This is a genomic window from Novosphingobium sp. MBES04, assembly GCF_000813185.1.
GTDB classification, from domain to species: Bacteria; Pseudomonadota; Alphaproteobacteria; order Sphingomonadales; family Sphingomonadaceae; genus Novosphingobium; species Novosphingobium decolorationis.
The window spans coordinates 961,712-986,289 of record NZ_DF850489.1 but is presented as its reverse complement, the minus strand read 5'-3'; the positions used below and the strand labels follow the sequence as shown (position 1 = coordinate 986,289).

Below are 24,578 nucleotides of genomic sequence, written 5' to 3'. Positions count from 1 at the left end.
CTTCCCGCCAGCGAGCAGAACGGCTAGGCGCCTCAGCCATGACACAGAAGGTTCACATCATCGGCGGCGGCCTGGCCGGCAGCGAGGCCGCCTGGCAGCTGGCCCGTCGCGGTTTTCAGGTCCGCATCTCGGAAATGCGCGGCACCGGCGAAGGCACGCCCGCGCATCAGACCGATGGCCTGGCCGAGCTGGTGTGCTCGAACTCGTTCCGCTCGGACGACGATGAGAAGAACGCGGTCGGCCTTCTCCACCATGAAATGCGCGCCTGCGATTCGCTGATCATGGGCGCAGCCAAGGTCGCTGCGGTCCCGGCCGGCTCTGCGCTCGCAGTCGACCGCGACGCCTTCTCCGCCGAAGTCGAGAAGCGCCTGTCCGCGCTGGACAACGTCGAGATCGTGCGCGAACGCGTCGATCAGCTTCCGACCGAGGGCACCACCATTGTCGCGACCGGCCCGCTCACCGCCGAGGCGCTGGCCGGCAGCATCGGCGCGGCGACTGGTGCGGACAGCCTGGCCTTCTTCGATGCCATTGCGCCCATCGTCTACCGCGACAGCATCGACATGGACATCTGCTGGATGGCCTCGCGCTGGGACAAGCCCTCCAAGGTCGGTGGCGGCACCAAGGACTACATCAACTGCCCGATGACCAAGGAGCAGTACATCGCCTTCCATCAGGGCCTGGTCGATGGCGAGAAGACCGTGTTCAAGGACTGGGAGGCCAACACCCCCTACTTCGACGGCTGCATGCCGATCGAGGTCATGGCCGAACGCGGGGTGGAAACGCTGCGCTTCGGGCCGATGAAGCCGGTTGGCCTCGACAACCCGCACTGGGCGACCCCCGAGCATCCCAACGGCCGCTGGCCCTATGCCGTTGTCCAGCTGCGCCAGGACAACAAGCTGGGCACGCTGTGGAACATGGTCGGCTTCCAGACCAAGCTCAAGCATGCCGAGCAGGTGCGCCTGTTCCGGACCATCCCGGGCCTGGAGAACGCCGAGTTCGCGCGCCTGGGCGGCCTGCACCGCAACACCTTCCTCAATTCCCCTGTCCTGCTCGACCGCCAGCTGCGCCTCAAGACCGCGCCGCACGTGCGCTTTGCGGGGCAGATCACGGGCTGTGAGGGATATGTAGAGAGTTCTGCGGTTGGCCTCATGGCCGGCCTGATGACGGCGGCCGAACTGACCGGGCGCACCTGGCAGGCCCCGCCCGCGACGACCGCGATGGGCGCTCTCCTTTCACACATCACCGGCGACGCGGAGGCCGAGAGCTTCCAGCCCATGAACGTCAACTTCGGGCTCTTCCCACCGCTCCACGAGGTCTCCAAGAAGCAGCGCAAGGAGGCCTACACCGCGCGCGCCAAGGAAGAGTTCGGTCCCTGGATCGCCGGACTGACCCCGGCGAACTGACACTCATAGCCCGCCTGTCCATCGCCCGACACCATTCGTCCAGCGTTGGACAGGCGCGGGAGCTCAATCGCAAGCGCACTTGGGTTTAGGCTTGGGCTTGCGCGGTGGCGGTGCCGTCCGCGCGAACTCTTTGGGCGTCAGCCAGTCGTTGCCATCGACATCGGCGTACTCGAACTTGTCGACCGTGGTGACGGCCCACTCCTCGAAGGTCAGCAGGTTGTTGCCGTCCTTGTCCAGCGCACGAAACGCCGCGGTCCGGGTCGAGAGCATCTCGTTGCGCGATATACGCCCATCGCTGTCGCGGTCATAGCGCGCGAAGCGGCGCTGCTCGCGCGAGAGCTCGTCGGCCTCGGGCGGCGCAGGCCCCACCAGAAGTTCCAGATCGTCCGCCGCATAGGACGGAAGCGCATCGTCATCCCCGCTCCCCAGCGTCGGAATGACATCAGGCGGCGGCGCGGCACTCTCGACAAGAGCGCGCCCCTGCAACCAGAACAGGCCAAGCGCAACGAGGCACAAGGCCCCGAAAGCTCCCAGCACGACGCGGCTCATCTCCACCCCCCTTCGCCTGAGCCCAAGAGTGGCGGAGATCGTTCTCTACGTAAAATTACAGATCGTTCATCGCAGCTAGCGCCCGAGCAGCCCGACCCCGATGGCGCGCATCAAGGCGCCAGGCGAACGGGCCGCCTCTTCGCTGCCCTTGGCATGACGCCGGGCCGAAAGGACCTCGAGAACCTTGAGTGGGCGCAGCGCGCGCGGCACATGTCCACGTGTCGTCGCCCCGTTGTTGGCCAGGAGCCGCTCGACCGCGGCGCGCTCTTCTTCCTTGCTCAGGCGGACCGCAAGATCGGTCAGCCCCCAGGCGCGGCCGATGGCTTCGGCCTGCCCGGCGGCTGCCGCGCAGCCGACCTCCTGGGCGAAGGCACCGAAAGCCCGCGCGCGCCCGTCCGCCATGGATTGCAGAGCCCCGTGCGTCAGCGGCGCGGGCGCGGTCAGCGCTTCCCAGCCATCGACGAGCGCCACCGCGCCGTGATGTCCGCCCGTCCAGGTGCGAAAGGCCGCCAACAAGGGCTCGCCCTGCGGCCAGGCCGATGCATCCTGCCCCAGCGTCTCACGCCACCACGAGAGCCGCAATTGCGCAAGCATGGGCTCGGAGGAGTGACGCAGCAGGTTGGCAAGTCGCGCGTCGAGTGCGAAGAGCGCGAGCGTCTGCAGGCGGGTGCGTTGCGGCGCATAGGACAGCGCAAGACGGGCAAGCGGGGAAAGCGAGGCAAGCAGGCTTTCCTCGATCTGCGCGGAGCTCAGCGGAGCGGGTCCGGCGGCGGATTCTTGTTCAGACACAGCTGCGTCTCTTAACTTCCGCCGCCACACTTGCAAGCGTTGCGCGCGCGCCAGGCCGGTCCGGGCCAGCGGCTGCACCGCGCAATTCCGCCATTCTTCCCCTTTGCAGACTGCAAACGATAGCATTGCACCATCAGGGAACCTGACCAGACCGCTATTAACTACGATTACTCCTCAATTCATAAGGAATTTAGCGGTATTCGGGACAGAGCTACCCCAGCAGGCATTTACCAACCGATGAACCATAGGACGCGTCCCCCGGGACAAGGTGATCGCATGCGGCAGGTTCTGTCCTGCCTTCGAAGGCTTGCGCGTGAGCGCAGCGGCAACACCTTCCTGATCTTTGCAGCTGCGGTGACGCCCTTGCTCGCGCTCGTCGGCGGAGGGATCGACATGGGTCGCAGCTACCTGTCCGAGACCCGCCTCCAGCAGGCCTGCGATTCGGGCGTGCTCGCCGCGCGCAAGGCGCTAGGCTCGCAGGTCGTGACCACCGGCACGGTTCCGACCGAAGTCTCGGTGATCGGCAACCGCTTCTTCAATGGCAACTTCGGCGAAGGCGCCTACGGCTCGCGCGATCGGACCTTCCAGATGGCGCTGGAGAGCGACTTCTCGATCTCGGGCCTGGCCAGTGCCTCGGTGCCCACCACGATCATGCGCATCTTTGGAAGAACGCATATTCCCGTCCGCGTACGCTGCGAGGCAAAGCTCAATTACTCGAACACCGACGTGATGATGGTGCTCGATACGACCGGCTCGATGGACCTCACCAATGCCGGGGACAGCGAAACCAAGATCACGATCCTGCGCCGCGTGGTGAAGGACTTCCACGCCCAGCTGGAAGGCAGCAAGACGCCGGGCGTACGTATCCGCTACGGCTTCGTGCCCTATTCCACCAACGTCAACGTGGGGTACCTGCTGCGCTCGGACTGGATGGTGAATACGGCCAGCTACGAAGGCCGCATCGCCAAGAGCACCGGCAAGACCGAAACGGTGCCGAAGTACAAGTACACTTACCAGACGCTCAGCGGAACGCGCGCCTCGCTGGCAAGCTGGTTCGACACCGAGTGTCCCGGCGACACTGCAACCTGGCAGATGATCGCCTATGGTTCGGGAACCGGATACGAGGTGTGGGACACCCGCGTGAAAGGCGACACGTTCGCCTGCGCGCCCGCCGACGGCGGCTTCACCGTGACGCCGACCCGCTACACCGATTACGTCTACCGCACATTGAAGCAGGAAGATGGTGTCGAGACCAAGGAAGTCTACAAGTGGCAGTACACCAGTGTCGCGCTCGACGTGCGTTCGCTGAAGGGTTCGTCCGGCAGCGCACTCTACAAGGGCGGCGCTCTTCGCGTGCGCATGTATGGCAATCCCTCGCCGACCCCCGAGAACATGTCGGCGAGCTTTCGCGGCTGCATTGAAGAGCGCGACACCTACCAGATCACCGATTATGACAATGTCGATCTGACCAAGGCGCTCGATCTCGATATCGACCGCGTCCCCCAGGCCACCCAGCCCGGCACCCAGTGGCGCCCGATCCTTCACGAGATTTCCTTCGAGCGCGCCTGGAAGGCGACCGGTGGCAGCTTCTCCAAGCAGCCGGTCATGACCGACGAGAACTACCTGCAGGCCAGCAACTACGGCGTCACCGCCTGCCCTTCGCGCGCGCACAAGCTGGCCGAGATGACGGCGAGCGAAGTCGCGAGCTATGTGGACGCACTCAGGCCTGAAGGCAGCACCTACCACGACATCGGCATGATCTGGGGCGGACGCCTGCTGTCCCCCACCGGGATCTTCGCCAGCGAGAATGCGGACGTGAACCAGCGCCCGACGACGCGCCACATGATCTTCCTGACCGATGGCGAGACGGCGCCTAATGACTTCAGCTATGGCAGTTACGGGATCGAGCCGCTGAGCGAGCGCCGCTGGTCGCCCTCCTCGCCCTATTCGCTGACGCAGACCGTGGAGAAGCGCTTCTCCTATGCCTGCAGCGAGGTGAAGAAGAAGAACATCACCGTCTGGGTGATCGGCTTCGGCACCGAAATGACCGACATGCTCAAGTCCTGTGCGGGGCCGGGCCACTGGTTCCAGGCCGACAATGCGGACCAGCTCAACGACGCCTTCGATGCCATCGCCAAGGCCATGGGCGACCTCAGGATCGTGCAATGAGCCGGCGCGATCTCTTCCAGGTCTGGGCGCGGGACCGGCGCGGCGTTGCGGCGGTGGAGTTCGCGCTAGTAGCTCCCGTCATGCTGCTCACGATCTTCGGGCTCTTTGACCTGGGCTACAACGTCTACACCGCCGAACAGCTCGAAGGCTCGATCCAGAAGGCCGCGCGCGATTCGACCATCGAGGGCGCGGCAGGCCGCGCAAGCCAACTCGACGAGCGCGTGCGCGAGGCCGTCCATGCGATTGCACCGGCCGCCGAACTGACCTTCGAGCGCACGGCCTACGCCTCGTTCTCGGACATCGGCGCGCCGGAGGACTTCACCGACGTCAACGGCGATGGGACCTGCAACGCGGGCGAACCGTTCGAGGACGCCAACGGCAACGGCACATGGGACGCAAGCCAGGGCACGCGCGGCCAGGGCAGCGCCCGCGATGCGGTGCTCTACGAGGTGGAGGTCACTTATCCGCGCCCCTTCCCCGTCGCCGCGTTCCTGGGCATGAGCGACACCTTCACGATGCGCGCGCGCACGGTGCTGCGCAACCAGCCCTACGAGACCAACGACGCTCCGCCCAGCATCGGGAACTGCCCATGATCCGCCAGCTCTGCCCCGCGATCGCCACTGTCGCGCGCCGCCTCAAGGCCCTGCCCGGCGCGTGCCGGGGTCGCGGTAACCGAGACAGCCCTGGTGCTCCCGTTCTTTCTGGGGGCGGGCCTCGCCGGCATCGAGCTGGCCAACTACTCGCTGACGACGCTGCGCGTGGGCCAGCTGGCTGTCCAGGTCGCGGACAACCCTCGCGCATCGGCGACATCTCGACCCTGGAGAACCGCAAGATCTACGAGGCCGACATCAACGACCTGCTGCTGGGCGCCAAGGTCCAGGCCGGATCGGGCATGGATCTCTACGAAAACGGGCGGGTGATCGTCAGCAGTCTGGAGGTCAATGCGGACGGGGATCAGTACATCCACTGGCAGCGCTGCATGGGCACGCTCAAGATCGTGTCCAGCTACGGAGAAGAAGGCGATGAGCTGCCCGACGGCATCGGGCCGGATGATCGCAAAGTGCTCGCCCAAAGCGGCGATGCGGTCGTCTTCGTGGAGATCGCCTACACCTATCGGCCGCTCATTTCCGAAGCCCTGATGGGCGCACGCCGGATCGAGAGCACCGCCTCCTACACGGTGCGATCGAGCCGGGATCTCTCGCAGATCTACCAGGTCGAGGGGCAGGCCCACGCGCCGGTCTCCTCCTGCGACAAGTTCACCGACACCGCCGCCTGAGCGCCATGAGAAAAGGGCCCGCAACCGGATGGTCACGGGCCCCTTCGTCATTCCTTGCGCCGCGGTCAGGCCACGGCGGTCACGATCAGCGGTAGCAGACCTTCTTGACCGCTTCGATCACGCGGTCGGTGTCGATCAGCGCGGCATGCTCGAGGTTCGCGGCGTAAGGCAGCGGAACGTCTTCGTTGCACACGCGGGTGACCGGCGCGTCGAGATCGTCGAAGCCCTCTTCCATGCAGATCGAGGCGATCTCCGAGGCAATCGAGCAGACCGGGAAGCCTTCTTCGGCAACCACGATGCGGTTGGTCTTGGCGAGGCTCTCCAGCACCGCTTCCTTGTCGAGCGGACGCAGCGTGCGCAGGTCGAGGACTTCGGCATCAATGCCTTCCTCGGCGAGCTTCTCGGCGGCTTCCAGAGCCACGCCCACGCCGATCGAGTACGAGACGATGGTCACGTCCGAACCTTCGCGCATGATGCGGGCCTTGCCGATCGGCAGGACGTGATCATCAAGCTCGGGCAGCTCGAAGTTGCGACCGTAGACAAGCTCGTTCTCGAGGAAGACCACCGGGTCCTCGCTGCGGATCGCGGCCTTCAGGAGACCCTTGGCGTCCGAGGCATCGTAGGGCGCGATGACCACGAGGCCGGGAACGCTGGCGTACCACGGGCCGTAGTTCTGCGAGTGCTGCGCACCCACGCGCGAGGCCGCGCCGTTGGGACCACGGAACACGATCGGGCAGCGCATCTGGCCACCGGACATGTAGTTGGTCTTGGCGGCCGAGTTGATGATGTGGTCAATCGCCTGCATGGCGAAGTTGAACGTCATGAACTCGACGACGGGACGCAGGCCGCCCATCGCGGCGCCCGTGCCGATACCGGCAAAGCCGTACTCGGTGATCGGGGTGTCGATCACGCGCTTGGGGCCGAATTCGTCGAGCAGGCCCTGGGTCACCTTGTAGGCACCCTGGTACTCGGCGACTTCCTCGCCCATCACGAAGACGCGCTCGTCGCGGCGCATTTCCTCGGCCATCGCGTCGCGCAGCGCGTCGCGCACGGTCGAGGTCTTCATGTTGGTGCCATGGGGCACTTCGGGATCGCGCTTCTTGGGCTTTTCCTCGGTCGCGAGCTTGGCGGTGCCGCTGGTGGCCGAAACGTCCTGAATGACGTCCGACTTGACCTGCTGCGCTTCGACCTTGGGCTCGGCGGGCGCTTCGATCGAGGAAGCGTCTTCGCCTTCGCCGGCCAGCATGGCGATGACCGTGCCGACCTTCACGCCTTCGGTGCCTTCCTCGACAAGGATCTTGCCGACGGTACCTTCATCGATGGATTCGAATTCCATCGTCGCCTTGTCGGTCTCGATTTCGGCGAGGATCGTGCCCGAGGACACTTCGTCGCCTTCCTTGACCAGCCACTTGGCAAGTTTGCCCTCTTCCATCGTCGGGGAGAGCGCGGGCATCTTCAGTTCAATCGCCATCAGTAGCGCTCCACCAGCACGTCAGTATAGAGTTCGGACATTTCGGGTTCGGGCGAGCTTTCCGCAAAGTCGGCGGCCTCGGTGATGGCCTTGCGCACGGTCTTGTCGAGATCCTTGAGCGATTCTTCGCTCACGCCCAGTTCGACCAGTTCGGCCTTGGCGTGTTCGATCGGGTCACGCTTGTCGCGCACACCCTGAACTTCCTCGCGGCTGCGATACTTGGCCGGGTCGGACATCGAGTGACCACGGTAGCGGTAGGTGTTCAGCTCCATGAGCACGGGACCATTGCCGGCGCGCACGTATTCGAGCGCGATCTCGGCGGCCTTGCGCACTTCGAGGACATCCATGCCATCGACCTGCATGCCCGGAATGCGGAACGCGCTGCCGCGGCGGTAGAAGTGGGTTTCGGCCGAGGAACGCTTGACCGCGGTGCCCATGGCGTACTGGTTGTTCTCGATCACGAAGATGATCGGGAGCTTCCACAGCGCGGCCATGTTGAAGGCCTCGTAGACCTGGCCCTGGTTCGCGGCGCCATCGCCGAAGTAGGACATGGCGACGCCGCCGTCCTCGTTGTACTTGTGCGCGAAGGCCAGGCCCGCACCCAGCGGCACCTGCGCGCCGACGATGCCGTGGCCGCCGTAGAACTTGTGCTCGACACTGAACATGTGCATCGAGCCGCCCTTGCCCTTGGAGATGCCCGCGGCACGTCCGGTGAGCTCGGCCATGATGACCTTGGGGTCGATGCCATAGGCCAGCATGTGGCCGTGGTCACGGTAGCCGGTGATGACCGAGTCCTTGTCGCCGTCGAGCGCGGACTGCAGGCCCACCGCAACGGCTTCCTGGCCGATGTAGAGGTGGCAGAAACCACCGATCAGGCCAAGACCGTAGAGCTGGCCCGCCTTCTCTTCGAAACGCCGGATGAGCAGCATCTGCTCATAGAGCTTGAGCAGCTCTTCCTTGTCCGCCTTGTAGCGCTTGTCGCCTTCGAGCGCCTGCTGGAGGCTGCCGAGATCGAAGTCGTCTTGGGTGGCTGGCGTTACCAGCGTATCGGTCGTGCCGGACGCGGCGTCAGTCTTTGTTTTGGGCAATGCTGCTCCCCCTGGGGTAAGGATGGCTTCGTCCACGCGATATAGGGAGATCGCGTCGATACGGGAAGCGTTCCAACCCTGAATCGAGGGCGATTCAAAGCACTTTTTGTACCATTCGACGCAACTAGCCTTGCAAAAAAGTGCATAGACGCCGTTTTCCGGGACGCGCGGGAGGGCGCAAATCAGGGAAGCAGGAGAACCTTTTCATCGGGACGGGCGACATTGAGATTGCTGCGCAGCAATTCGCCGGCAAGATCGGGATCGACGTGGTCCGGTGCGAGCAGGTTCACCCGGTTGCGCAAGCGGTCGCGCTTGTCCTGCAAGTCGACAAGGCTCGTCCGGCGCTGTTCGAGCACGCGCTGGTTTTCCCCCCAGGCGAGCAGACCGCTCGGCCCGGCCACGGCAAAGGCACCCATGAGCAGAAGCGCCGCCACGGGCAGCCCCTGCACAAGTCGCTTTCGCACGATGGTGGTATCGCCCCGCATGGTCCTCATGACTTCGATAGAATCACAACTGATTCGCCCTGACAAGCGCTAATTCTAGGCGATTCGCCCTTTTCGATACAGAGGCGCGCACATCAGTCCGTCCGATACCCGGAACGAATTGTGTCGATAAGTTGCAAGCCCCTGCGACGAGCCTCCTATAACGCAGGCAAACGCGATTGGTTCCACGTCGAGACCGGCCCTTCGCGTCAGCCTTTTCCCAAGACTTTCCGCCACTTCCCAGCGAGGGCGCGGCACACCCTAATGTCCGCTAATGCGAATCTCTTGCAAAACTCTTGCAAACCTTCGCAACCCATGCGAATGGTTCGCAACAACATACAGCAGACATCTCCGGGCAACGCTCGGAACATCAGGGGGACATACGATGATCACTGGCAAGAGGCTTGGGGTGCCTGCCATGATTGCTGCACTGCTCGCGACCAGCCCGGCCCATGCCGCGGCCATCGCCCTTCCCGAAAATCTCTCGGTCGGGGCCATGTTCTGGCAGGCCGACTGGCTCGTCAAAATCGTCATGATCGGCCTGGGTCTCGCCTCGCTCGCGACCTGGACGATCTTCGTCGCCAAGCTCATGGAGCTGCGCAAGGCCAACGCGGCCGAGAAGCAGGTCCACGACCAGCTCGTCTCGCTGCGCTCGCTGCGCGACGCCGCCCTCGACGGCAACCTTGCCTTCACCCCGCTGGTGCGCGAGGCGCTCGCCGAACTGCGCCTCTCCAGTGATGCGCTTTCCGATCCCGAAGGCATCAAGGAGCGTGTCGTATCCCGCTTCCAGCGCCACGAAGCCCTGGTCACCCGGCGCATGACACGCGGCGTCAACGTGCTTGCCACGATCGGCGCAACTGCCCCCTTCGTCGGCTTGTTCGGAACGGTCTGGGGCATCATGAACAGCTTCATCGGCATTGCCGAGAAGCAGACCACGAACCTCGCCGTCGTCGCACCGGGCATCGCTGAAGCGCTCCTCGCGACGGCCATCGGCCTGGTCGCCGCGATCCCGGCGGTCGTCATCTACAACCACTTCGCGCGCCAGATCGCCGCCCACAAGGCGCTCGTCTCGGACAGCGCGGCGGCCATCCTGCGCCTCGTCTCGCGCGACCTCAGCCGCGGGCAGCCGATCCCGCTCGCCAAGGAAGGCTGACGCGCGATGGCGATCCAACTCTCCGACGGCGGCGAGGACCTGCCGGTCAACCACGACATCAACGTGACGCCCTTCATCGACGTCATGCTGGTCCTGCTCATCATCTTCATGGTGGCCGCGCCGCTCGCGACCGTCGACGTCAAGGTCGACCTGCCGTCTTCGACCGCAGCGCCCGCGCCCAAGCCCGAGGCTCCCGTCTACCTGACGTTGCGCCAGAGCGGCGAGATGCGCGTGGGCGAGACGGTGGTCTCTCCCGCAGCACTTGGCGAGGCGATCACCCGCGCCACTTCGGGGGACCGGGAACAGCGCGTGTTCCTGCGCGCGGACAAGAACGTTACCTACGAAGCGATCATGGACGCGATGAATGTCCTGCGCGCCGCGGGCTATCGCCATGTTGCCCTTGTTGGCGCGGAAATGGGCGCGGGAGCCTGACCATGCGCAGCCCCGACCTCTTCGATCCGGACGCGCGCCAGCGCTGGGCCGGGGCCACCGGCATTGCCCTTGGGGGACATGCCCTGGCGCTTGGCGCAGTGCTCCTGTGGAGCCGCGACGCAGCGCCGCCCCGCCCGAGCCCGTGGTCCTTGTCGAATTGCCCGAAGGCGCCTCGGCCCCGGCGGCCTCGCAGGCTGACGCTGAAGCAGCCGCCACGCCCGAAACCACGCCCGAAACCACGCCGCAACCGCCGCAGCCGACGCAGGCCCAGCCCGCGCGCGCCGAGCCGATCCCGCCTCTGCAGACGACCGATCCGGTGCCGAGCGAACCGCGCCCGATGCCGCGTCCCATGCCAGTCGCCCTTGCGCAAAGTGCGCCACTCGCGGCGCCCGAGCGAGCCGTCTCCGTGCCTGCCCCTCCGGCTCCCGCGCCGGCGAGCCGCAGCACGGGCAGTGGCAAGAGGGGCGATGGCCCGGGCACCAGCGCCAAGGCACGCAAGGCCCAGGCCGACTACTTCGCGATGATCGCCGCACATCTGCAGCGCAAGAAGAGCTATCCCACGGAAGCCAAGAAGGCGCGCCAGCAGGGCACCGTGACGGTGCGCTTCACCGTGGCGCGCGACGGATCGGTCAGCGCCGTCTCGATCAAGACCTCGAGCGGGCACGACCTGCTTGATGGGGCGACGCTCGACCTCTTGCGCCGCGTGGCCCCGCTGCCGCGCATGCCGTCTTCCATGGAGCGCGACAGCGTCACGCTGGCGCTTCCGATTGATTACTCGCTGCGCACCGACTGACCGGCGCGCCGCCACAATCCAGAACCGATCACATTCGTAATGAGGGAAGTTTCGTGAAAAAGAACTCCGGGGGAATCCTGCGTCCAACCAGCCTGCGCGCAACTGGCCTGCGTGCCTCGGGACTGCGCCGCTCGGGCACGGCCGCCCTGCTGGGCGTGACCGCCGCCACGTTCGCCGTGCCGGCCATCGCGCAGGACGTCGAGGACGAGGAAGAGATCCAGCTCGAAACGCTGCAGATCGAGGACCGTGCGGCCGACGTCAATCCCTACACCTCGCAGGGCGCGCCCTACAAGGCGCGCGTCTCGGCCGACCCGCGCCGCGTGAAGCCGCTCGCCGAAACCCCCGCCACCATAACCGTCGTCACCGAGACGCAGATGGAGGAAGCGGGCACGACCGACCTCAAGGAAGTGCTGCGCCTGCAGCCGGGCGTTACCATCGGCACGGGTGAAAACGGCAACGCCTTCGGCGACCGCTACATCATCCGCGGCGAGGAAGCGCGCAGCGACGTCTTCGTCGATGGCCTGCGCGATCCGGGCATGACCACGCGCGAGAGCTTCGCGGTCGACCAGGTCGAGATCACCAAGGGGCCCAGCGCGACCTTCGCCGGGCGCGGCGCCTCGGGCGGCGCGGTCAATGCGATCACCAAGTCGGCGAGCACCGACTACTCGTTCCACAAGGTGGACCTGGGCGTGGGCACCGACAGCTTCTGGCGCGGCACGCTCGACACCAACTGGGCGCTGGGCGAGAACGTCGCGGTCCGCGCCAACCTCCTCTATGCCAACCAGGACGTGCCCGACCGCGATCCTGCCTATCGCGAGCGCTGGGGCGCCGCTGTCTCGGGCCTCGTGCGGGTGAGCGAGGACGTGCGCGTCCAGCTCGATTACTACCACCTCACCGCCAAGGACCGCCCGGACCTGGGCGTCTACGTCGCGGCCAGCGATGCCGATGGCTACGGTGAGACCTTCGATGACCTGCCCAGCTATGCGCAGGACGAGGACTTCCTGAAGTCCGACGTGGACACCGTCACGGGCCGCATCTTCATCACCCCGATGGACGGCCTCGAGATCGTCAACTCGACCCGCTATGGCGAAAGCCACAACGGCTACGTCGCGACTGGCGCGCGCGGGAACAGCACCGGCGGCTCGATCTCGCTCAGCACCCACCAGGGCTGGCAGGACGTGAGCTACTTCGTGAACCAGCTCAACGTGATCGGCCGCTTCGAGACGGCGGGCCTAGCCCACAACCTGATCGTGGGCAGCGAATATTCGGATCACAAGGTCCGCAACGGTACCTATAGCACGACGGCCATGGGCACGCCCAATTGCGGCACCACCCGCCCCGGCTATTGCATCACCGATGAAAACGGCGAGCAGATCGTCGAGGACAGCGCGATCCGCAACCTCCTGCAGCGCGACATCACCAAGTCCAGCTGGGACTCCTTGTGGCACATGCGCACCTTGTCCTTCTACGCGATGGACACCGTGGATGTGACCCCCTGGCTTTCGCTCAACGGCGGCGTGCGCGCCGATGCCATCGACTTCGCGCTCTCCACCTACAGCGCGAGCAGCGACGCGCGCACGGACTACTACATCAACGACACCTTGTGGAACGGCCATGCCGGGGTGAGCCTGAAGCCGATGGAAGAGCTCATGCTCTACTTCACCTGGTCGACCGGCTCGAACGTCAACGGCGGCGAATCCGATCTTGGCGCCAACTGTGGCTATGGCGGCCTGTGCGTCGATCAGAACATCCCCCTTTCGGCCGGCAAGCCGGAGAGCTCGGAGTCCTTTGAAGTCGGTGCCAAGTGGGACCTGTTCGACGACCGCCTGCTGCTCACCGTGGCGGCCTTCCAGACCACCAAGGACGATGTCTACGAAACCGCCGGCCGGGGTAGCGACTACACCCCGAGCGGCTCGCTCAACACTGGCAAGACCCGCGTGAAGGGCATCGAGATCGGCCTTGTCGGCAACATCACCAACCGCCTCTCGGCGCAGATCGGCGGCTCGATCATGGATGCCAAGGTGCTCGACAGCTACAGCGATGCCAACATCGGCCTGACGCTGGCGAACTTCGCGGACAACCAGGTGACGGGCCAGGTACGCTACCAGGCGACCGATGCCTTCGCCTTCGGTGTGACCGGCACCTACAAGAGCGCGATGTACGCAGGCCAGCCCGACGCGGCGGCAAGCTACAACGCGCAGATCGGCCGCTACACCTTCCGCGTGCCCTCCTCGACCGTGTTCGACGCCTTCGCCGAGTACAAGTTCAACACGAACTTCTCCGCGCGCATCAACGTCCAGAACATCGGCGACGAGGACTACTATACCGCCGCGTACCGTTCGGGTGCCTTCCTCTACAAGGGGGACGAACGCCGCGGGACGATTACCCTGACCGGCCGCTTCTGATAGGCCATGGCGCGGCGGGCGTGCTCGAGCACCTCCGCCGCGCTGCATATCCTTTCTTGCCCGGACACCACGACGCATGCTGATTGTCATCGAGAACCTGCTCGGTCCCGACGAGGTCGCGGATCTGCGCGCGCGCCTCAACGAGGCGCGCTGGATCGACGGAAACCAGACCGCGGGCACCCGCTCCATCGCGGTCAAGCAGAACCTCCAGGTCGACCGCGAGTGCCCGGTGGGCCACGAGCTTTCCAACATCCTCTTGCGGCGTCTCGGCGAAACCCCGCGCTTCGTCTCGGCCTCGCTGGCCGAGAAGATCTGGCCCCCGGTATTCAACGCCTACCAGGACGGCGGGCACTACGGCACCCATGTCGATTCCGCTCTGATGCGCGACAACGCGCGCGGCCTGACGCTGCGCAGTGATCTCTCCGCCACGATCTTCCTCTCCGATCCCGACAGCTACGAAGGCGGCGAACTGGTCATCGAGCAGGAGTACGGCGCGCAAGGCGTGAAGCTCGCGGCCGGTGACATGGTCCTCTACCCTTCCAGCAGCCTGCACCAGGTCACGCCCGTCACCTCGGGCCAGCGCCTCTGCGCGATCCTGTGGTTGCAAAGCGCGGTAGCCGACGCCGCCGAGCGAGCGCTGCTCTACGATCTCGACCAGTCGATCCAGGCGCTGTCGAGCGACCGGGCCGTCGATGATCCCGACGTCGACCGGCTGATCCACGTCTACCACAACCTCGTGCGCCGCTGGGCGCAGGTCTGAGAGCGATGAAGCGCGCGCGCCTCTCGCTCCTGGTCAGCCTGGCGCTGGCCGTTCCCGGCCTGCTCATGGTCTGGGACCTGCTCGCGAACGCGGCCTGGCCGACGGACCTGCTGGCACCCAGCGGGGAGCTTGCCGTGCGCCTGATGGTCCTGGCGATGCTGCCCGGCCCGCTTGTCGAACTGGTCGGGACAAACCGCTTCCTCAAGGGCTGGCTGCTGATCCGCCGCAACCTGGGCGTAGCGGCTTTCAGTTACGGCCTGCTGCACCTTGCCTTCTACGTCATCGACATGACGCCCGAGGGCATTGTCTCCGAACTTGGCCTCCCCGGCATCTGGACAGGCTGGCTTGCGCTAGCTCTCCTGATGGTCCCCGCCTCGATCAGTTTCAACACGGCTGTTCGCTGGCTCGGCCGCCGCTGGAAGACGCTGCAGCGCCTCGTCTACCCTGCCCTTCTCCTGGCCCTTGCACACTGGTTGCTGCTGGGCTGGAATTCCACCCCCGCCCTCGTCCATGTCGCGCCGCTCGTCCTCGTCTGGGCCGCCCGCGCGTGGAAACGCCATCGCATCCGCAAGGGAGCCTTCATCGCATGACCCGCCTGTTCACCTCGCTCGCCTGCGCGGGCCTCGCCCTCTCGGCCCTTGGCCTTTCCGCCCCGGCCCTCGCCGATGGTGATGTCGCCTGCAAGGCCGGTCCCGAGGCCAATTGGAAGCCCATCGAAAAGCTCAAGAAGAAGATCTGGCAGGAAGGCTGGACGCTTCTCAAGATGCAGGTCGAGGGCGACTGCTACGAGGTATATGCCCGCAACAACGCAGGCCAGGTGCTCGAAGCGTTCTACCACCCGGTGACGCTGGAGAAGCTCGTTGTCTATCGTCGTGGCACCGAGATCTACCGCAAGAAGGGCTTCTAAGGGGCGCCCTCTCCCCCTGCTGGATCGCCCGGCGGCACGTTGCCCACCGCCTTGTTGACCGCAATGAAGCGGGTGCGCAGATCGCCCTCGCTTTGGGCAAGCTCGCGCTGTGCGCCCAGCACACCGCGGCGCGCATCAAGCAGCGGCAGGTAGCTGACGTTGCCCGCCGCATAGTTCGCCTGCACCAGATCACGCCGCCGCTCGGCGCCGGCAAGGCGCGCGGCCAGTTCATCGCGGCGGCTGCGCTCGGCGGCATAGCCATTGAGCGCGTCATCGATTTCCTGCCAGGCACTCAGCACCGTCTGCTGGAAACGTACTGCGGCCTCGCGCTGCTCGATCCGGCGCAGCGCGACAACTCGGCGGCGGCGCCCGCCATCGAAGAGCGGCAGGTTGAGGCTCGGCCCCACCGACCAGGTGCGACTGCCCCAGTCGAACAGGTTTTCGCTGCGATAGGACTCCAGGCTGAAGCCTCCCCCCAGGCGAATGCTGGGATAGAGGTCGGCCACGGCAACCCCGATCTCGGCCGTGGCCGCATGGAGCTGCGCGCCCGCCGCGCGCACATCGGGCCGCCCCAGCGCCACCTCGGACGGGAGCCCCAGCCCCAGATCCGGATCAATCGACGCCCCCGTACCGGCAGGCGGATCGAGAAGGTCCTGCAATCCCCCCGGGCGCTCTCCGGTCAAGACCGCCAGCGCGTTGATGAGCGCAGCCTCCTGCGCGCGCAGCGGGGCAAGAGTGGCCTGCGTACCGGCTCGCGCCATCGTTTCGCTTTCGAGCGCCGCGTGCCCGTCGAGCCCGGCTCGAACCCGCGCGCCGACGATCTCCTCACGCTCTGTCAGGATGTCCCGATCCTCTTGCGCCAAGGCCAGTTGACGCTGCACGCTGCGCAGTTCGACATAGCTGCGCGCGACCTCGCTCGCCACTGCCAGGCGCGTCTGCTCGAGCGTGGCGGCCTGGCCTTCCACGCGGGCATCGGCGATCTCCAGCGAACGGCGCACCTTGCCCCACAGGTCCGGCTCCCACCCGGCGTCGAAACCGCCCTGGAAGAGCGTGAAGGGATTGGCGAGGAAGCGCGCCATCTGGTCGCGCTCGGCCTCACTGCCGATCACGTCGAACAGGCGGGTCGAGGCACCGTTCTCACTCAACCGCTGGCGCGTGAGCGAACCCGACAGGTTGACCTGGGGCAGACCCGCCGCCTTCGCTCCGCCGCGCTGCACCCGCGCCGCGGCAAAATGGAGCGCAGCGCTCGCAATATCCGGGTTCGCCACCAGGGCGCGCGCCTCCAGATCGTTCAGCACCGGATCGCCCCAGAGCGTCCACCAGTCGGCGGGCAGCGCCGCACCGTCCGTCGAAGTGGTGTGCAGCGCACCATCGCCCGAGCGCCAACTGTGCCAATCAGCCGGGGCCTCCAGCGACGGCGCCGCATAGTCCGGCCCCACCGTGCAGGCCCCCAGCGCGAGGGCGAGAGCGAGGAGCAGGGGCGGAGCCGTCGTTCGTGCACGCGAAGAATGGTGGGTCATGCAGCGACTCGCAGGTTCGAGGTTCAGGCCAGACGGTGGCGAAAGAGCCATGCCGCAAGCGGCAGTGTCAGCGCCGCGATCACGAACATGGGGATGAAGTCGTGGTAGATGTCGGTGATCCCTGCGCCCTCCAGATAGACCCGCCGCACAAGGTCGACGCCAAAGCGCAAGGGGTTGGCGTAGGTCGCGACCTGAAGCACCTCGGGCATGTTGCGCACGGGCGTGATGAGGCCCGAAAGCAGCGTCAGCGGCATGATGATGAGAAAGGTATAAAGCATCGCCTGCTGCATGTTGAGCGCCACCGAGGACAGCGACATGCCGATCCCGACCGAAGCCCCGGTAAAGCCCAGCAGACCAAGGTAGAGCAACCAGACCGATCCGCTCATCGGGATGTCGAACCAGAACAGCGAGATCAGCAGCACGATCGTCGATTGCAGCATGCCGACGACAATCGAGGGCACCGCCTTGCCGACCAGTATCTGCAAGGGGGTAAGCGGGGTGACGAGGAGCTGATCGAAAGTCCCCTGCTCGCGCTCACGCGCGACCGAGAGCGCGGCAAGGAGCAGTGTCTGGAGCATGCTCAGCGTCGCGACCATGGCGGGCACGATCTGCCAGCGCGATTCCAGGTTGGGGTTGAACCAGGCCCGGCGCACCAGTTCCAGTCCCTGTCCGCCCCCACGCGCCGCGTTGAAGGCGGCCACCACCGAGGCGACATAGCCCGAGGCCGACCCCGCCGTCGTCGAATTGCGCCCATCGAGGATCAGTTGCACCGGGGCCCGGCGCCCGGCGGCGAGGCTCTCGGCGAAGTTCGCCGGTATCGCGATGACCATGAGCGCGCGCTGCTCGTCGATCACCGGCGCGATCTGGTGGGCGTTGGCGAGCGTCGCCTCGCGCCGGAACACACCCGTCCCATCGAGCCGGGCCAGCAATTCGCTGGAAGCCGCGCTATGGCTCTGGTCGAGCACGGCATATGGCACGTTGGTAAGATCGAACGAGGCCGCATAGCCGAACAGCAAGGTCTGCACGAAAGCCGGTGCGAACAGGACGATGCGGTTGGCCGGGTCCTTGAAGATCGCCAGCAGCTCCTTGCGGATCAGCGTGAGGATCGGGAAGATCAGGGCGCTCAGGGCTTCCATCGGCCGCGCCCTCAGTCGAGCCGCTTGCGCACGGTGCGCCGCGTCAGGAAAGTGAGAAGAAGCGCATAGCCCCCCAGGATCGCGCAGCTGCGCGCGACCATTGCCCAGTCGGTTCCGGCCAGAAACAGCGTCTTGATGAGCGTCATGAAGTGGGTGGCGGGCACGATCTGCGCGGCGATCTCGACACCGATCGGCACATTGCGCAAGTCGAACACGAAGCCTGAGAGCATCATCGCGGGCATGAAGCTGGTGAGAAGCGCCACCTGGCTCGCCGCGAACTGGTTGCGGGTCGCCCCCGAAATCCAGAGCCCCAGGAGCAGCGAGACGATGAGGTACATCGTCGAGGAGACGAGGACCGCCAGCAGCGAGCCGCGGATCGGCACATCGAAAAGGACGCGCGCGGCCACCAGGCACATGGCGAGGTCGACAAGTCCGACAAGAATGTAGGGCGCGAGCTTGGCGAGCACGATCTCGAGGGGTCGCACCGGGGTCACGAACAGCGATTCCAGCGTGCCGCGCTCCCACTCGCGCGCTACCAGGAGCGAGGTCAGGAACGCCCCCACCAGCGTCATGATGAGAACGACGAGCCCGGGCACCAGGTACCAGGTGCTGTTCGAGGTCTCGTTGAACCAGACGCGCTGCACGATCTCCACCTGTCTGGCGCCGGACAGCGCGACCTCCCCGCGATCACCACGGTGCTCCAGTGTCTTGGAGATGGATCCTGAAAGATAGGCTTCCAGCGTGCTGGCCGTCACCGAATCGATACCGTTGAGGACGACCTGCACGCGACCGCTGCCCGCCGCAGACCGGCGCGCGAAGTCGACCGGGAGATGGACGATGGCATCCACGCGGCCATCGCCCAGCAGGTGCTCGGCCTCGGCCATGCTCGTGACCCGTCGCGGCGCGAGGTACCGCGAGCCCTCCAGCCCCGAGACCACCTCGCGTGCAGCCACAGACGGCGTGTCGATGACGACGGCGACAGGCGCGTTGCGCACGTCGAAGGAGAGGCCGTAGCCGAACAGCAGGATTAGCGCGAGCGGGAGCAGGAACCCCACGAGGAGGTTCGAGCGGTCCCGCACCATCTGGCGCATTTCCTTGCGCACCAGCGCAGTCAGGCGCTGGACAAAGCCCGATCCTGGCGCGCTCATGCCACGCTCTCCGGCGCGGCGGCTCTGCTCCGCTCCTGCGCCCGCGCGGTCTCGACAATGGCGATGAAGGCGCTGTTCATGTCCTGCCCCCGCGGGCCCGCCTCCTCGCGCACTTCGCGCGGAGTCCCCAGCGCAAGCAGACGGCCCGCGTCCTGGATCGCAATGCGGTCACAGTACTCGGCTTCTTCCATGAAGTGCGTGGTCACGATGATCGTCACGCCCTCCTGCGAAAGCTGGGTGATCGTGCGCCAGAACGCCCGCCGGGCCAGGGGGTCGATGCCGCTGGTCGGCTCGTCGAGGAACAGGATCCGTGGACCGTGCAAGAGCCCTGCCGCCATCGCCAGGCGCTGCTTGTAGCCGTGTGGAAGAGTGCCGCTCTGCGCCTGGGGGTCGAGATCGAAGCGGGTCTCGATGGCGCGTACCCGCGCGCGCAGGGACCGGCCACGCAGGCCGTAAGCGCCGCCGAAGAACTCCAGGTTCTCGCGCACCGAGAGGTTCGCATAGAGCGAGAACTTCTGCGCCACGTACCCGATGCGCCGCCGCGCCGTCGCGCGCGCCTGGCGCAGGTTCACCCCCGCCACCTCCAGATGCCCGCTGGTCGCCGGAAGCAGCCCGCAGAGCATGCGGAAGGTGGTTGTCTTGCCCGCGCCATTGGGACCCAGGAGACCGAATATCTCGCCTGGCCGAACATCGAAACTGGTGCTGGCAACCGCGGTGAAGTCGCCGAAACGGCGCACCAGGTCGCGCACAACGATGATCGGCGCGCTGTCCTGCTCCCGCTCCGGTCCGGCGCTGGATAGCGCCGATTCCCCGCCCTGATCCGGCCCACCCTGGTCGGGCGCGGTCGGCTCGTCTCCCTCTTCGTGCGCCCGCAACAGGAGCATGAAGGCGTCTTCCAGTTCCTCCTCGCGGGCCCGCACTTCGCAGCCGGCCAGCAGATCGCCGAGACTGTCCGCTGCGCATTCGGCTCGGCGGATGAAATGGACTTCGCCACCACTCGGCACGGCATCGACAATCCGGCCCGGCGCATCGATCAGGCGCGCCTGAAGATCGCGGGCGGGCTCACCCTCGCGCGGCGCGGCAACGTACGTGAGCCCGGCAACCCGCGCGCGCAGTGCACCGGGCGTGCCTTCGGCCAGCTGTTCGCCCTTGTTGAAGACATGGACCCGCTCGCAGCGCGCCGCCTCGTCCATGTAGGCCGTGCTGACGAGGACGCTGAGGCCCTCTTCGGCAATCATCTGCTCGATGATCTCCCACAAGTCACGGCGCGAGAGAGGATCGACCCCCACGCTCGGCTCGTCGAGCAGCAAGAGATCGGGCACACGCACCAGCGTGCAGGCGAGGCCCAGCTTCTGCTTCATGCCACCTGAAAGATTGCCTGCCGGGCGCGCAGTAAAGCGCGCGAGGTCGGTCATCTCCAGGAGCCGGGCGAACCGCTCGCGTCGCAGGTGCGCGGGCACGCCGTGAAGATCGGCGTAGAGATCAAGGTTTTCCTGAATGCTAAGATCTTCATAGAGCCCGAAGCGCTGGGGCATGTAGCTGATGCGGCTCTGAATTTCCTGTGCGTCCTGCGCGGCGTCATGCCCCAGCACATGCAGTGCGCCTCCATCGGCTCGCAGCAACCCCGCGATCATGCGCATCAGCGTTGTCTTGCCAGCCCCATCGGGACCGACGAGCGCGGTCAACCGGCCCGCTGCGACCTCGAAGGACACACCTTTCAGGGCGTCGAAGGGCGCGCCGTCAGGCCCCTCGAAACGCTTGACCAGATCGCGCGCGACGATGATCGGCGGCGCGTGCTCCACCTCTCCGACCTCACGGATGTCCAGCGCTGGACTCACTTCTGTCCACCGATGTCCAGACGCACCGTGACCGGCTGGCCAAGACGCAAGGCCTCACGGGTGTCCGAGACAATCACGCGCACCTCGTAGACCAGCGCCGTGCGCAGCTCTTCGGTCTCGACCGACTTGGGCGTGAACTCGGCGACCGAGGAAATATAGCCGACCTGCCCCTTCACCGGCGCGTCGGGCGCACTGTCGCTGGTCACTTGCGCCGCCATGCCGGGATGAACTCGCCCCAGGTCCGCCTCACCGACGTAGACACGCACCCACTTGGGCGAAAGGAGCGCCAGATCCAGCACCGGCCGCTGGGGCGATGCCATGTCCCCCTCCTCAAGCAACCGCGCCCGGACGACCCCGCGATGGGGCGCACGCAGCACACCCATCTCGACGCGGTGGCGCAGCAACGCGGCCTGCACTTCGGCGGCCTGGACTTGCGCGGCGGCGGTGGCCACCTGCTCGGCGCGCGGCCCCTTGCGCGCAAGTGTCAGCGCCTGTCCGGCTTCCCCGGCGCGCGCCGCCGCCGCTTCGGCCGCGCTCCTTGCCGCGTCGAGATCCTGGGTGCTGACCGCCCGGCCGTCGGTCGCGGCACGCGCCTGCTCCATACGGGCAAGGTCCTGACGGGTGCGGGCGGCGTCGGCCTGCGCCGCGCGCCTCGCCTCACGTGCCTGGGCAATTTCCTCGGGGCGCGAGCCGTTGCGCAGTTGGTCCAGTTGCGCGCGGCGAGCCGCCAGTTCCGCCTCGGCCTGGCGGGCCTGCAGGGCGAGAGTCTCGGTATCGAGCCGTGCCACGACATCTCCGGCGGCCACCGTATCCCCCTCCTCGACGGTCAGCTCGGTAAGGCGCCCAGCTTCCTCGAACGCGAGCGAGACCTGACGCACATCGACATTCCCATGCAGTTCGAGGACGCCGTCCCGGTCATCACCCCGCCCCAGGAACCAAAAGAGAGTGAGCGCCACGAGGACAAGCGCCAGCAGCGCGGCTCCGACCGATTTCTTCATGCCCCTTACGAACCCCCGAGTCGTTTCCGCACCGCAATCCGACAGGAAGACTGCCACCACCGCGCGCCCAAGAAAACCGCGCCAGATCAAATTGGACGAATGTCTTTGCAGCCCGATTGCACTGCAACACGCCCGACTCCATCGGGGACAGGCCATCTGCCGCTTGGGAAATCGGCCCGGTCCTGCTACGCGGCCCGCCATGCTGACGATCCGCGACATCACCGTGCGCCTTGGGGGCCGCACCATCCTCGACCAGGCCAGTGCGACCATCCCCAACGGAGGCAAGGTCGGCCTCATCGGCCGCAACGGCGCGGGCAAGTCGACACTCGTCAAGACCGTGATCGGCGAGCTGGAACCCGATGGCGGTTCGGTCGACCTGCCGCGCCGCGCGCGCCTTGGCTACATTGCGCAGGAAGCACCCAGCGGCACCAAGACCCCGTTCGAGGCGGTGCTGGACGGCGACACCGAACGCACACAGCTGCTCGCGGAAGCCGAGACCTGCACCGACCCCAATCGCCTGGGCGATGTGCACGAGCGCCTGATCGCGATCGACGCCTACTCGGCCCCCGCCCGCGCCGCGCGCATCCTCGTCGGCCTCGGCTTCGACGAGGAGATGCAGGGCCAACCGCTGGACAGCTTCTCGGGCGGGTGGAAGATGCGCGTCGCGCTGGCCGCGCTGCTCTTCTCCCAGCCCGACGTGCTGCTGCTCGACGAGCCTTCGAACCACCTCGATATCGAAGCGACGCTCTGGCTGGAAAGCTTCCTCTCCAGCTACCCTGGCACGCTGATCGTCATCAGCCACGAACGCAGCCTCCTCAACCGCGTGGTCGACCACATCTGCCACTTGCAGAACGGCAAGCTCACGCTCTATCCCGGCACCTACGACAGCTTCGAGCACCTGCGCGCCGAACGCGCGGCGCAGGCCGAAGCCGCCAAGGCGAGCCAGGAAGCCCAGCGCAAGAAGCTGGCGGATTACGTCGCGCGCAACTCTGCGCGCGCCTCGACCGCCAAGCAGGCCCAGTCGCGCGCGAAGATGCTGGCCCGCATGCAGCCGATCGCGACGCTCGCCGAAGATCCCTCGATGCGCTTCGAGTTTCCGAGTCCCGACGAACTGCGCCCGCCGTTGGTCACGCTCGACATGGCGGCCGTCGGATACGAAGAAGACAAGCCGATCCTGCGCCGGCTCAACCTGCGCATCGATCCCGATGACCGCATTGCCCTGCTCGGCCGCAACGGCAACGGCAAGACCACGCTCGCGCGCCTGATCGCGCGCCAGCTCGAGCCGATGGAAGGCGAAACCAACTTCTCGCCGCGCATCCGCATCGGCTACTTCACCCAGTACCAGGTCGAGGAACTGCCCGAGGGGTCAACGCCGCTCGAGCTGATGACCCGCGCCATGCCCAACAAACCACCGCAGGCCGTGCGCAACCAGCTCGGCCGCTTCGGCTTCTCGGGCGACCGGGCGACCTCGGACACGCACACCATGTCGGGCGGCGAACGCGCGCGCCTGGCGCTCGCCCTGGTTACCCGCGATGCGCCGCACATGCTCATCCTCGACGAGCCGACCAACCACCTCGACGTCGACGCGCGCGAAGCGCTGGTCCAGGCGCTCAACGCCTATGAAGGCGCCGTCATCCTCGTCAGCCACGACCGCCACATGGTGGAACTCGCCGCCGACCGCCTCGTGCTTGTCGATAAGGGCGAGGCCCGGGCCTACGACGGTTCGATGGACGACTATATCGACTTCGTCCTGGGACGGAACCAACCCAAGGCCGAGGAACCGCAGCGCGCAAACGAAGCCAAGCCCGCCCGCAAGTCAGGCGCAGTCGCGCGCGAGGAGCTGAAGGCCCTGCGCCGCAAGGTGACCGAGGCCGAGACCGCCATGAAGCGCCTCCAGACCCGGCTCGCCGCCCTCGACGCAGCGCTGGTCGATCCCGCAAGCGCCAAGGGCGACCTCAAGGGCCTGGGCCTCGGCGCCATCGGACAGAAGCACACCGAAGTGACCGAAGCGCTGGACGAAGCCGAGATGACCTGGCTCGAAGCCAGCGAGGCGCTCGACGAGGTCATGGGGAACGGGTGAGGCCTATAGGCCCAATGCGGGTGTACACAGCCGCAGGCACTAATAAGCATATATAATTAAAAGAAGAAATTCCGAGGGCCATCGCCCTCGGGCTCCCCAAACTGTCTACCTCACCTTTCGCACGCTGCCGTGGCTTCGAAAGGTGAGGTCGCCGATTTTGGGGTCAAGGGGTAATAACCCC

At 66.3% G+C, this 24,578-nt stretch carries 22 protein-coding genes; 12 read left to right on the top strand and 10 right to left on the bottom strand.

The genetic code is table 11. The features are described from left to right. The first annotated feature begins 38 nt into the window (after nucleotides 1-38). Entirely contained in the window at nucleotides 39-1,403 is a 1,365-nt protein-coding gene (gene trmFO / locus MBENS4_RS18210) for a methylenetetrahydrofolate--tRNA-(uracil(54)-C(5))-methyltransferase (FADH(2)-oxidizing) TrmFO (protein ID WP_039393445.1), read from the top strand. 63 nt (nucleotides 1,404-1,466) lie between these two features. On the opposite strand, the gene MBENS4_RS18205 is transcribed toward trmFO, so the two are convergent. Further along, the gene (locus tag MBENS4_RS18205; protein ID WP_039393443.1) at nucleotides 1,467-1,952 is read right to left on the bottom strand and encodes a hypothetical protein; all 486 of its coding nucleotides are present in this window, start codon (nucleotides 1,950-1,952) and stop codon (nucleotides 1,467-1,469) included. Nucleotides 1,953-2,027: 75 nt separating this feature from the next. Further along, entirely contained in the window at nucleotides 2,028-2,741 is a 714-nt protein-coding gene (locus MBENS4_RS18200; protein ID WP_242405006.1) for a hypothetical protein, read from the bottom strand. 276 nt (nucleotides 2,742-3,017) lie between these two features. On the opposite strand from MBENS4_RS18200, the gene MBENS4_RS18195 reads away from it, so the two are divergent. Genes MBENS4_RS18195 through MBENS4_RS18185 form a run of 3 tightly spaced genes read left to right on the top strand, consistent with a single transcriptional unit; the run spans nucleotide 3,018 to nucleotide 6,186 of the window. Further along, nucleotides 3,018-4,910: a Tad domain-containing protein gene (locus MBENS4_RS18195; RefSeq protein WP_039393441.1), complete on the top strand. Its 1,893-nt coding sequence runs from the start codon at nucleotides 3,018-3,020 to the stop codon at nucleotides 4,908-4,910. After that, nucleotides 4,907-5,503, top strand: a complete 597-nt coding sequence (locus MBENS4_RS18190; RefSeq protein WP_039393439.1) for a TadE/TadG family type IV pilus assembly protein — start codon at nucleotides 4,907-4,909, stop codon at nucleotides 5,501-5,503. The genes MBENS4_RS18195 and MBENS4_RS18190 overlap by 4 nt, the downstream gene beginning before the upstream one ends. Then, nucleotides 5,500-6,186, top strand: a complete 687-nt coding sequence (locus MBENS4_RS18185) for a hypothetical protein (protein ID WP_052322520.1) — start codon at nucleotides 5,500-5,502, stop codon at nucleotides 6,184-6,186. The genes MBENS4_RS18190 and MBENS4_RS18185 overlap by 4 nt, the downstream gene beginning before the upstream one ends. An 85-nt stretch (nucleotides 6,187-6,271) precedes the next feature. On the opposite strand, the gene MBENS4_RS18180 is transcribed toward MBENS4_RS18185, so the two are convergent. The 3 genes from MBENS4_RS18180 to MBENS4_RS18170 all read right to left on the bottom strand — a co-directional run bounded on the left by MBENS4_RS18180 (nucleotide 6,272) and on the right by MBENS4_RS18170 (nucleotide 9,179). Next, the gene (locus MBENS4_RS18180) at nucleotides 6,272-7,657 is read right to left on the bottom strand and encodes a pyruvate dehydrogenase complex E1 component subunit beta (protein ID WP_039393437.1); all 1,386 of its coding nucleotides are present in this window, start codon (nucleotides 7,655-7,657) and stop codon (nucleotides 6,272-6,274) included. Beyond that, nucleotides 7,657-8,745 carry a pyruvate dehydrogenase (acetyl-transferring) E1 component subunit alpha gene (pdhA, locus tag MBENS4_RS18175; RefSeq protein WP_039393435.1) on the bottom strand — a complete coding sequence of 363 codons (1,089 nt, stop codon included), beginning with the start codon at nucleotides 8,743-8,745 and terminating at the stop codon, nucleotides 7,657-7,659. Before pdhA ends, MBENS4_RS18180 begins: the two co-directional genes overlap by 1 nt. 182 nt (nucleotides 8,746-8,927) lie before the next feature. Then, nucleotides 8,928-9,179, bottom strand: a complete 252-nt coding sequence (locus MBENS4_RS18170; protein WP_338422159.1) for an FtsB family cell division protein — start codon at nucleotides 9,177-9,179, stop codon at nucleotides 8,928-8,930. A gap of 466 nt (nucleotides 9,180-9,645) precedes the next feature. Here MBENS4_RS18170 and exbB point away from each other — a divergent pair, with 466 nt between their 5' ends. From exbB to MBENS4_RS18135, 7 genes are all read left to right on the top strand, one after another. Next, a complete protein-coding gene (exbB, locus tag MBENS4_RS18165; RefSeq protein WP_239026590.1) occupies nucleotides 9,646-10,380 on the top strand; it encodes a tonB-system energizer ExbB in 735 nt (244 codons plus the stop codon). Nucleotides 10,381-10,386: 6 nt separating this feature from the next. After that, nucleotides 10,387-10,812 carry a TonB system transport protein ExbD gene (gene exbD / locus MBENS4_RS18160; protein WP_039393430.1) on the top strand — a complete coding sequence of 142 codons (426 nt, stop codon included), beginning with the start codon at nucleotides 10,387-10,389 and terminating at the stop codon, nucleotides 10,810-10,812. A 106-nt stretch (nucleotides 10,813-10,918) separates the two neighbouring features. Next, nucleotides 10,919-11,605, top strand: coding sequence for a TonB family protein (locus MBENS4_RS18155; RefSeq protein WP_159108097.1), 687 nt, complete (start codon nucleotides 10,919-10,921; stop codon nucleotides 11,603-11,605). A gap of 53 nt (nucleotides 11,606-11,658) precedes the next feature. Further along, nucleotides 11,659-14,010 (top strand): TonB-dependent receptor, encoded by a 2,352-nt coding sequence (locus MBENS4_RS18150; RefSeq protein ID WP_039393426.1) that lies wholly within the window; start codon nucleotides 11,659-11,661, stop codon nucleotides 14,008-14,010. Nucleotides 14,011-14,086: 76 nt separating this feature from the next. Beyond that, the gene (locus MBENS4_RS18145) at nucleotides 14,087-14,770 is read left to right on the top strand and encodes a Fe2+-dependent dioxygenase (protein WP_039393424.1); all 684 of its coding nucleotides are present in this window, start codon (nucleotides 14,087-14,089) and stop codon (nucleotides 14,768-14,770) included. 5 nt (nucleotides 14,771-14,775) lie between these two features. Beyond that, nucleotides 14,776-15,360: a ferric reductase-like transmembrane domain-containing protein gene (locus tag MBENS4_RS18140; RefSeq protein ID WP_052322518.1), complete on the top strand. Its 585-nt coding sequence runs from the start codon at nucleotides 14,776-14,778 to the stop codon at nucleotides 15,358-15,360. After that, nucleotides 15,357-15,677 carry a PepSY domain-containing protein gene (locus tag MBENS4_RS18135; protein ID WP_052322517.1) on the top strand — a complete coding sequence of 107 codons (321 nt, stop codon included), beginning with the start codon at nucleotides 15,357-15,359 and terminating at the stop codon, nucleotides 15,675-15,677. The genes MBENS4_RS18140 and MBENS4_RS18135 overlap by 4 nt, the downstream gene beginning before the upstream one ends. Here MBENS4_RS18135 and MBENS4_RS18130 read toward each other — a convergent pair. The 5 genes from MBENS4_RS18130 to MBENS4_RS18110 are packed head-to-tail and all read right to left on the bottom strand — an operon-like array spanning nucleotide 15,674 to nucleotide 22,317. After that, entirely contained in the window at nucleotides 15,674-17,197 is a 1,524-nt protein-coding gene (locus MBENS4_RS18130; RefSeq protein ID WP_052322516.1) for an efflux transporter outer membrane subunit, read from the bottom strand. The two genes, MBENS4_RS18135 and MBENS4_RS18130, sit on opposite strands and share 4 nt — an antisense overlap. 23 nt (nucleotides 17,198-17,220) lie before the next feature. Further along, complete coding sequence (locus MBENS4_RS18125; protein WP_039393422.1) at nucleotides 17,221-18,333, bottom strand: ABC transporter permease; 1,113 nt, start codon at nucleotides 18,331-18,333, stop codon at nucleotides 17,221-17,223. Between the two features lie 11 nt (nucleotides 18,334-18,344). Then, complete coding sequence (locus MBENS4_RS18120; RefSeq protein ID WP_039393420.1) at nucleotides 18,345-19,481, bottom strand: ABC transporter permease; 1,137 nt, start codon at nucleotides 19,479-19,481, stop codon at nucleotides 18,345-18,347. Further along, a complete protein-coding gene (locus tag MBENS4_RS18115) occupies nucleotides 19,478-21,319 on the bottom strand; it encodes an ATP-binding cassette domain-containing protein (protein WP_242405005.1) in 1,842 nt (613 codons plus the stop codon). The genes MBENS4_RS18120 and MBENS4_RS18115 overlap by 4 nt, the downstream gene beginning before the upstream one ends. Then, nucleotides 21,316-22,317 carry an HlyD family efflux transporter periplasmic adaptor subunit gene (locus tag MBENS4_RS18110; protein ID WP_039393418.1) on the bottom strand — a complete coding sequence of 334 codons (1,002 nt, stop codon included), beginning with the start codon at nucleotides 22,315-22,317 and terminating at the stop codon, nucleotides 21,316-21,318. The genes MBENS4_RS18115 and MBENS4_RS18110 overlap by 4 nt, the downstream gene beginning before the upstream one ends. A gap of 199 nt (nucleotides 22,318-22,516) precedes the next feature. Between MBENS4_RS18110 and MBENS4_RS18105 the strand changes: the two genes are divergently transcribed. Further along, nucleotides 22,517-24,397 (top strand): ABC-F family ATP-binding cassette domain-containing protein, encoded by a 1,881-nt coding sequence (locus tag MBENS4_RS18105; protein WP_039393415.1) that lies wholly within the window; start codon nucleotides 22,517-22,519, stop codon nucleotides 24,395-24,397. Nucleotides 24,398-24,578: the final 181 nt, after the last annotated feature.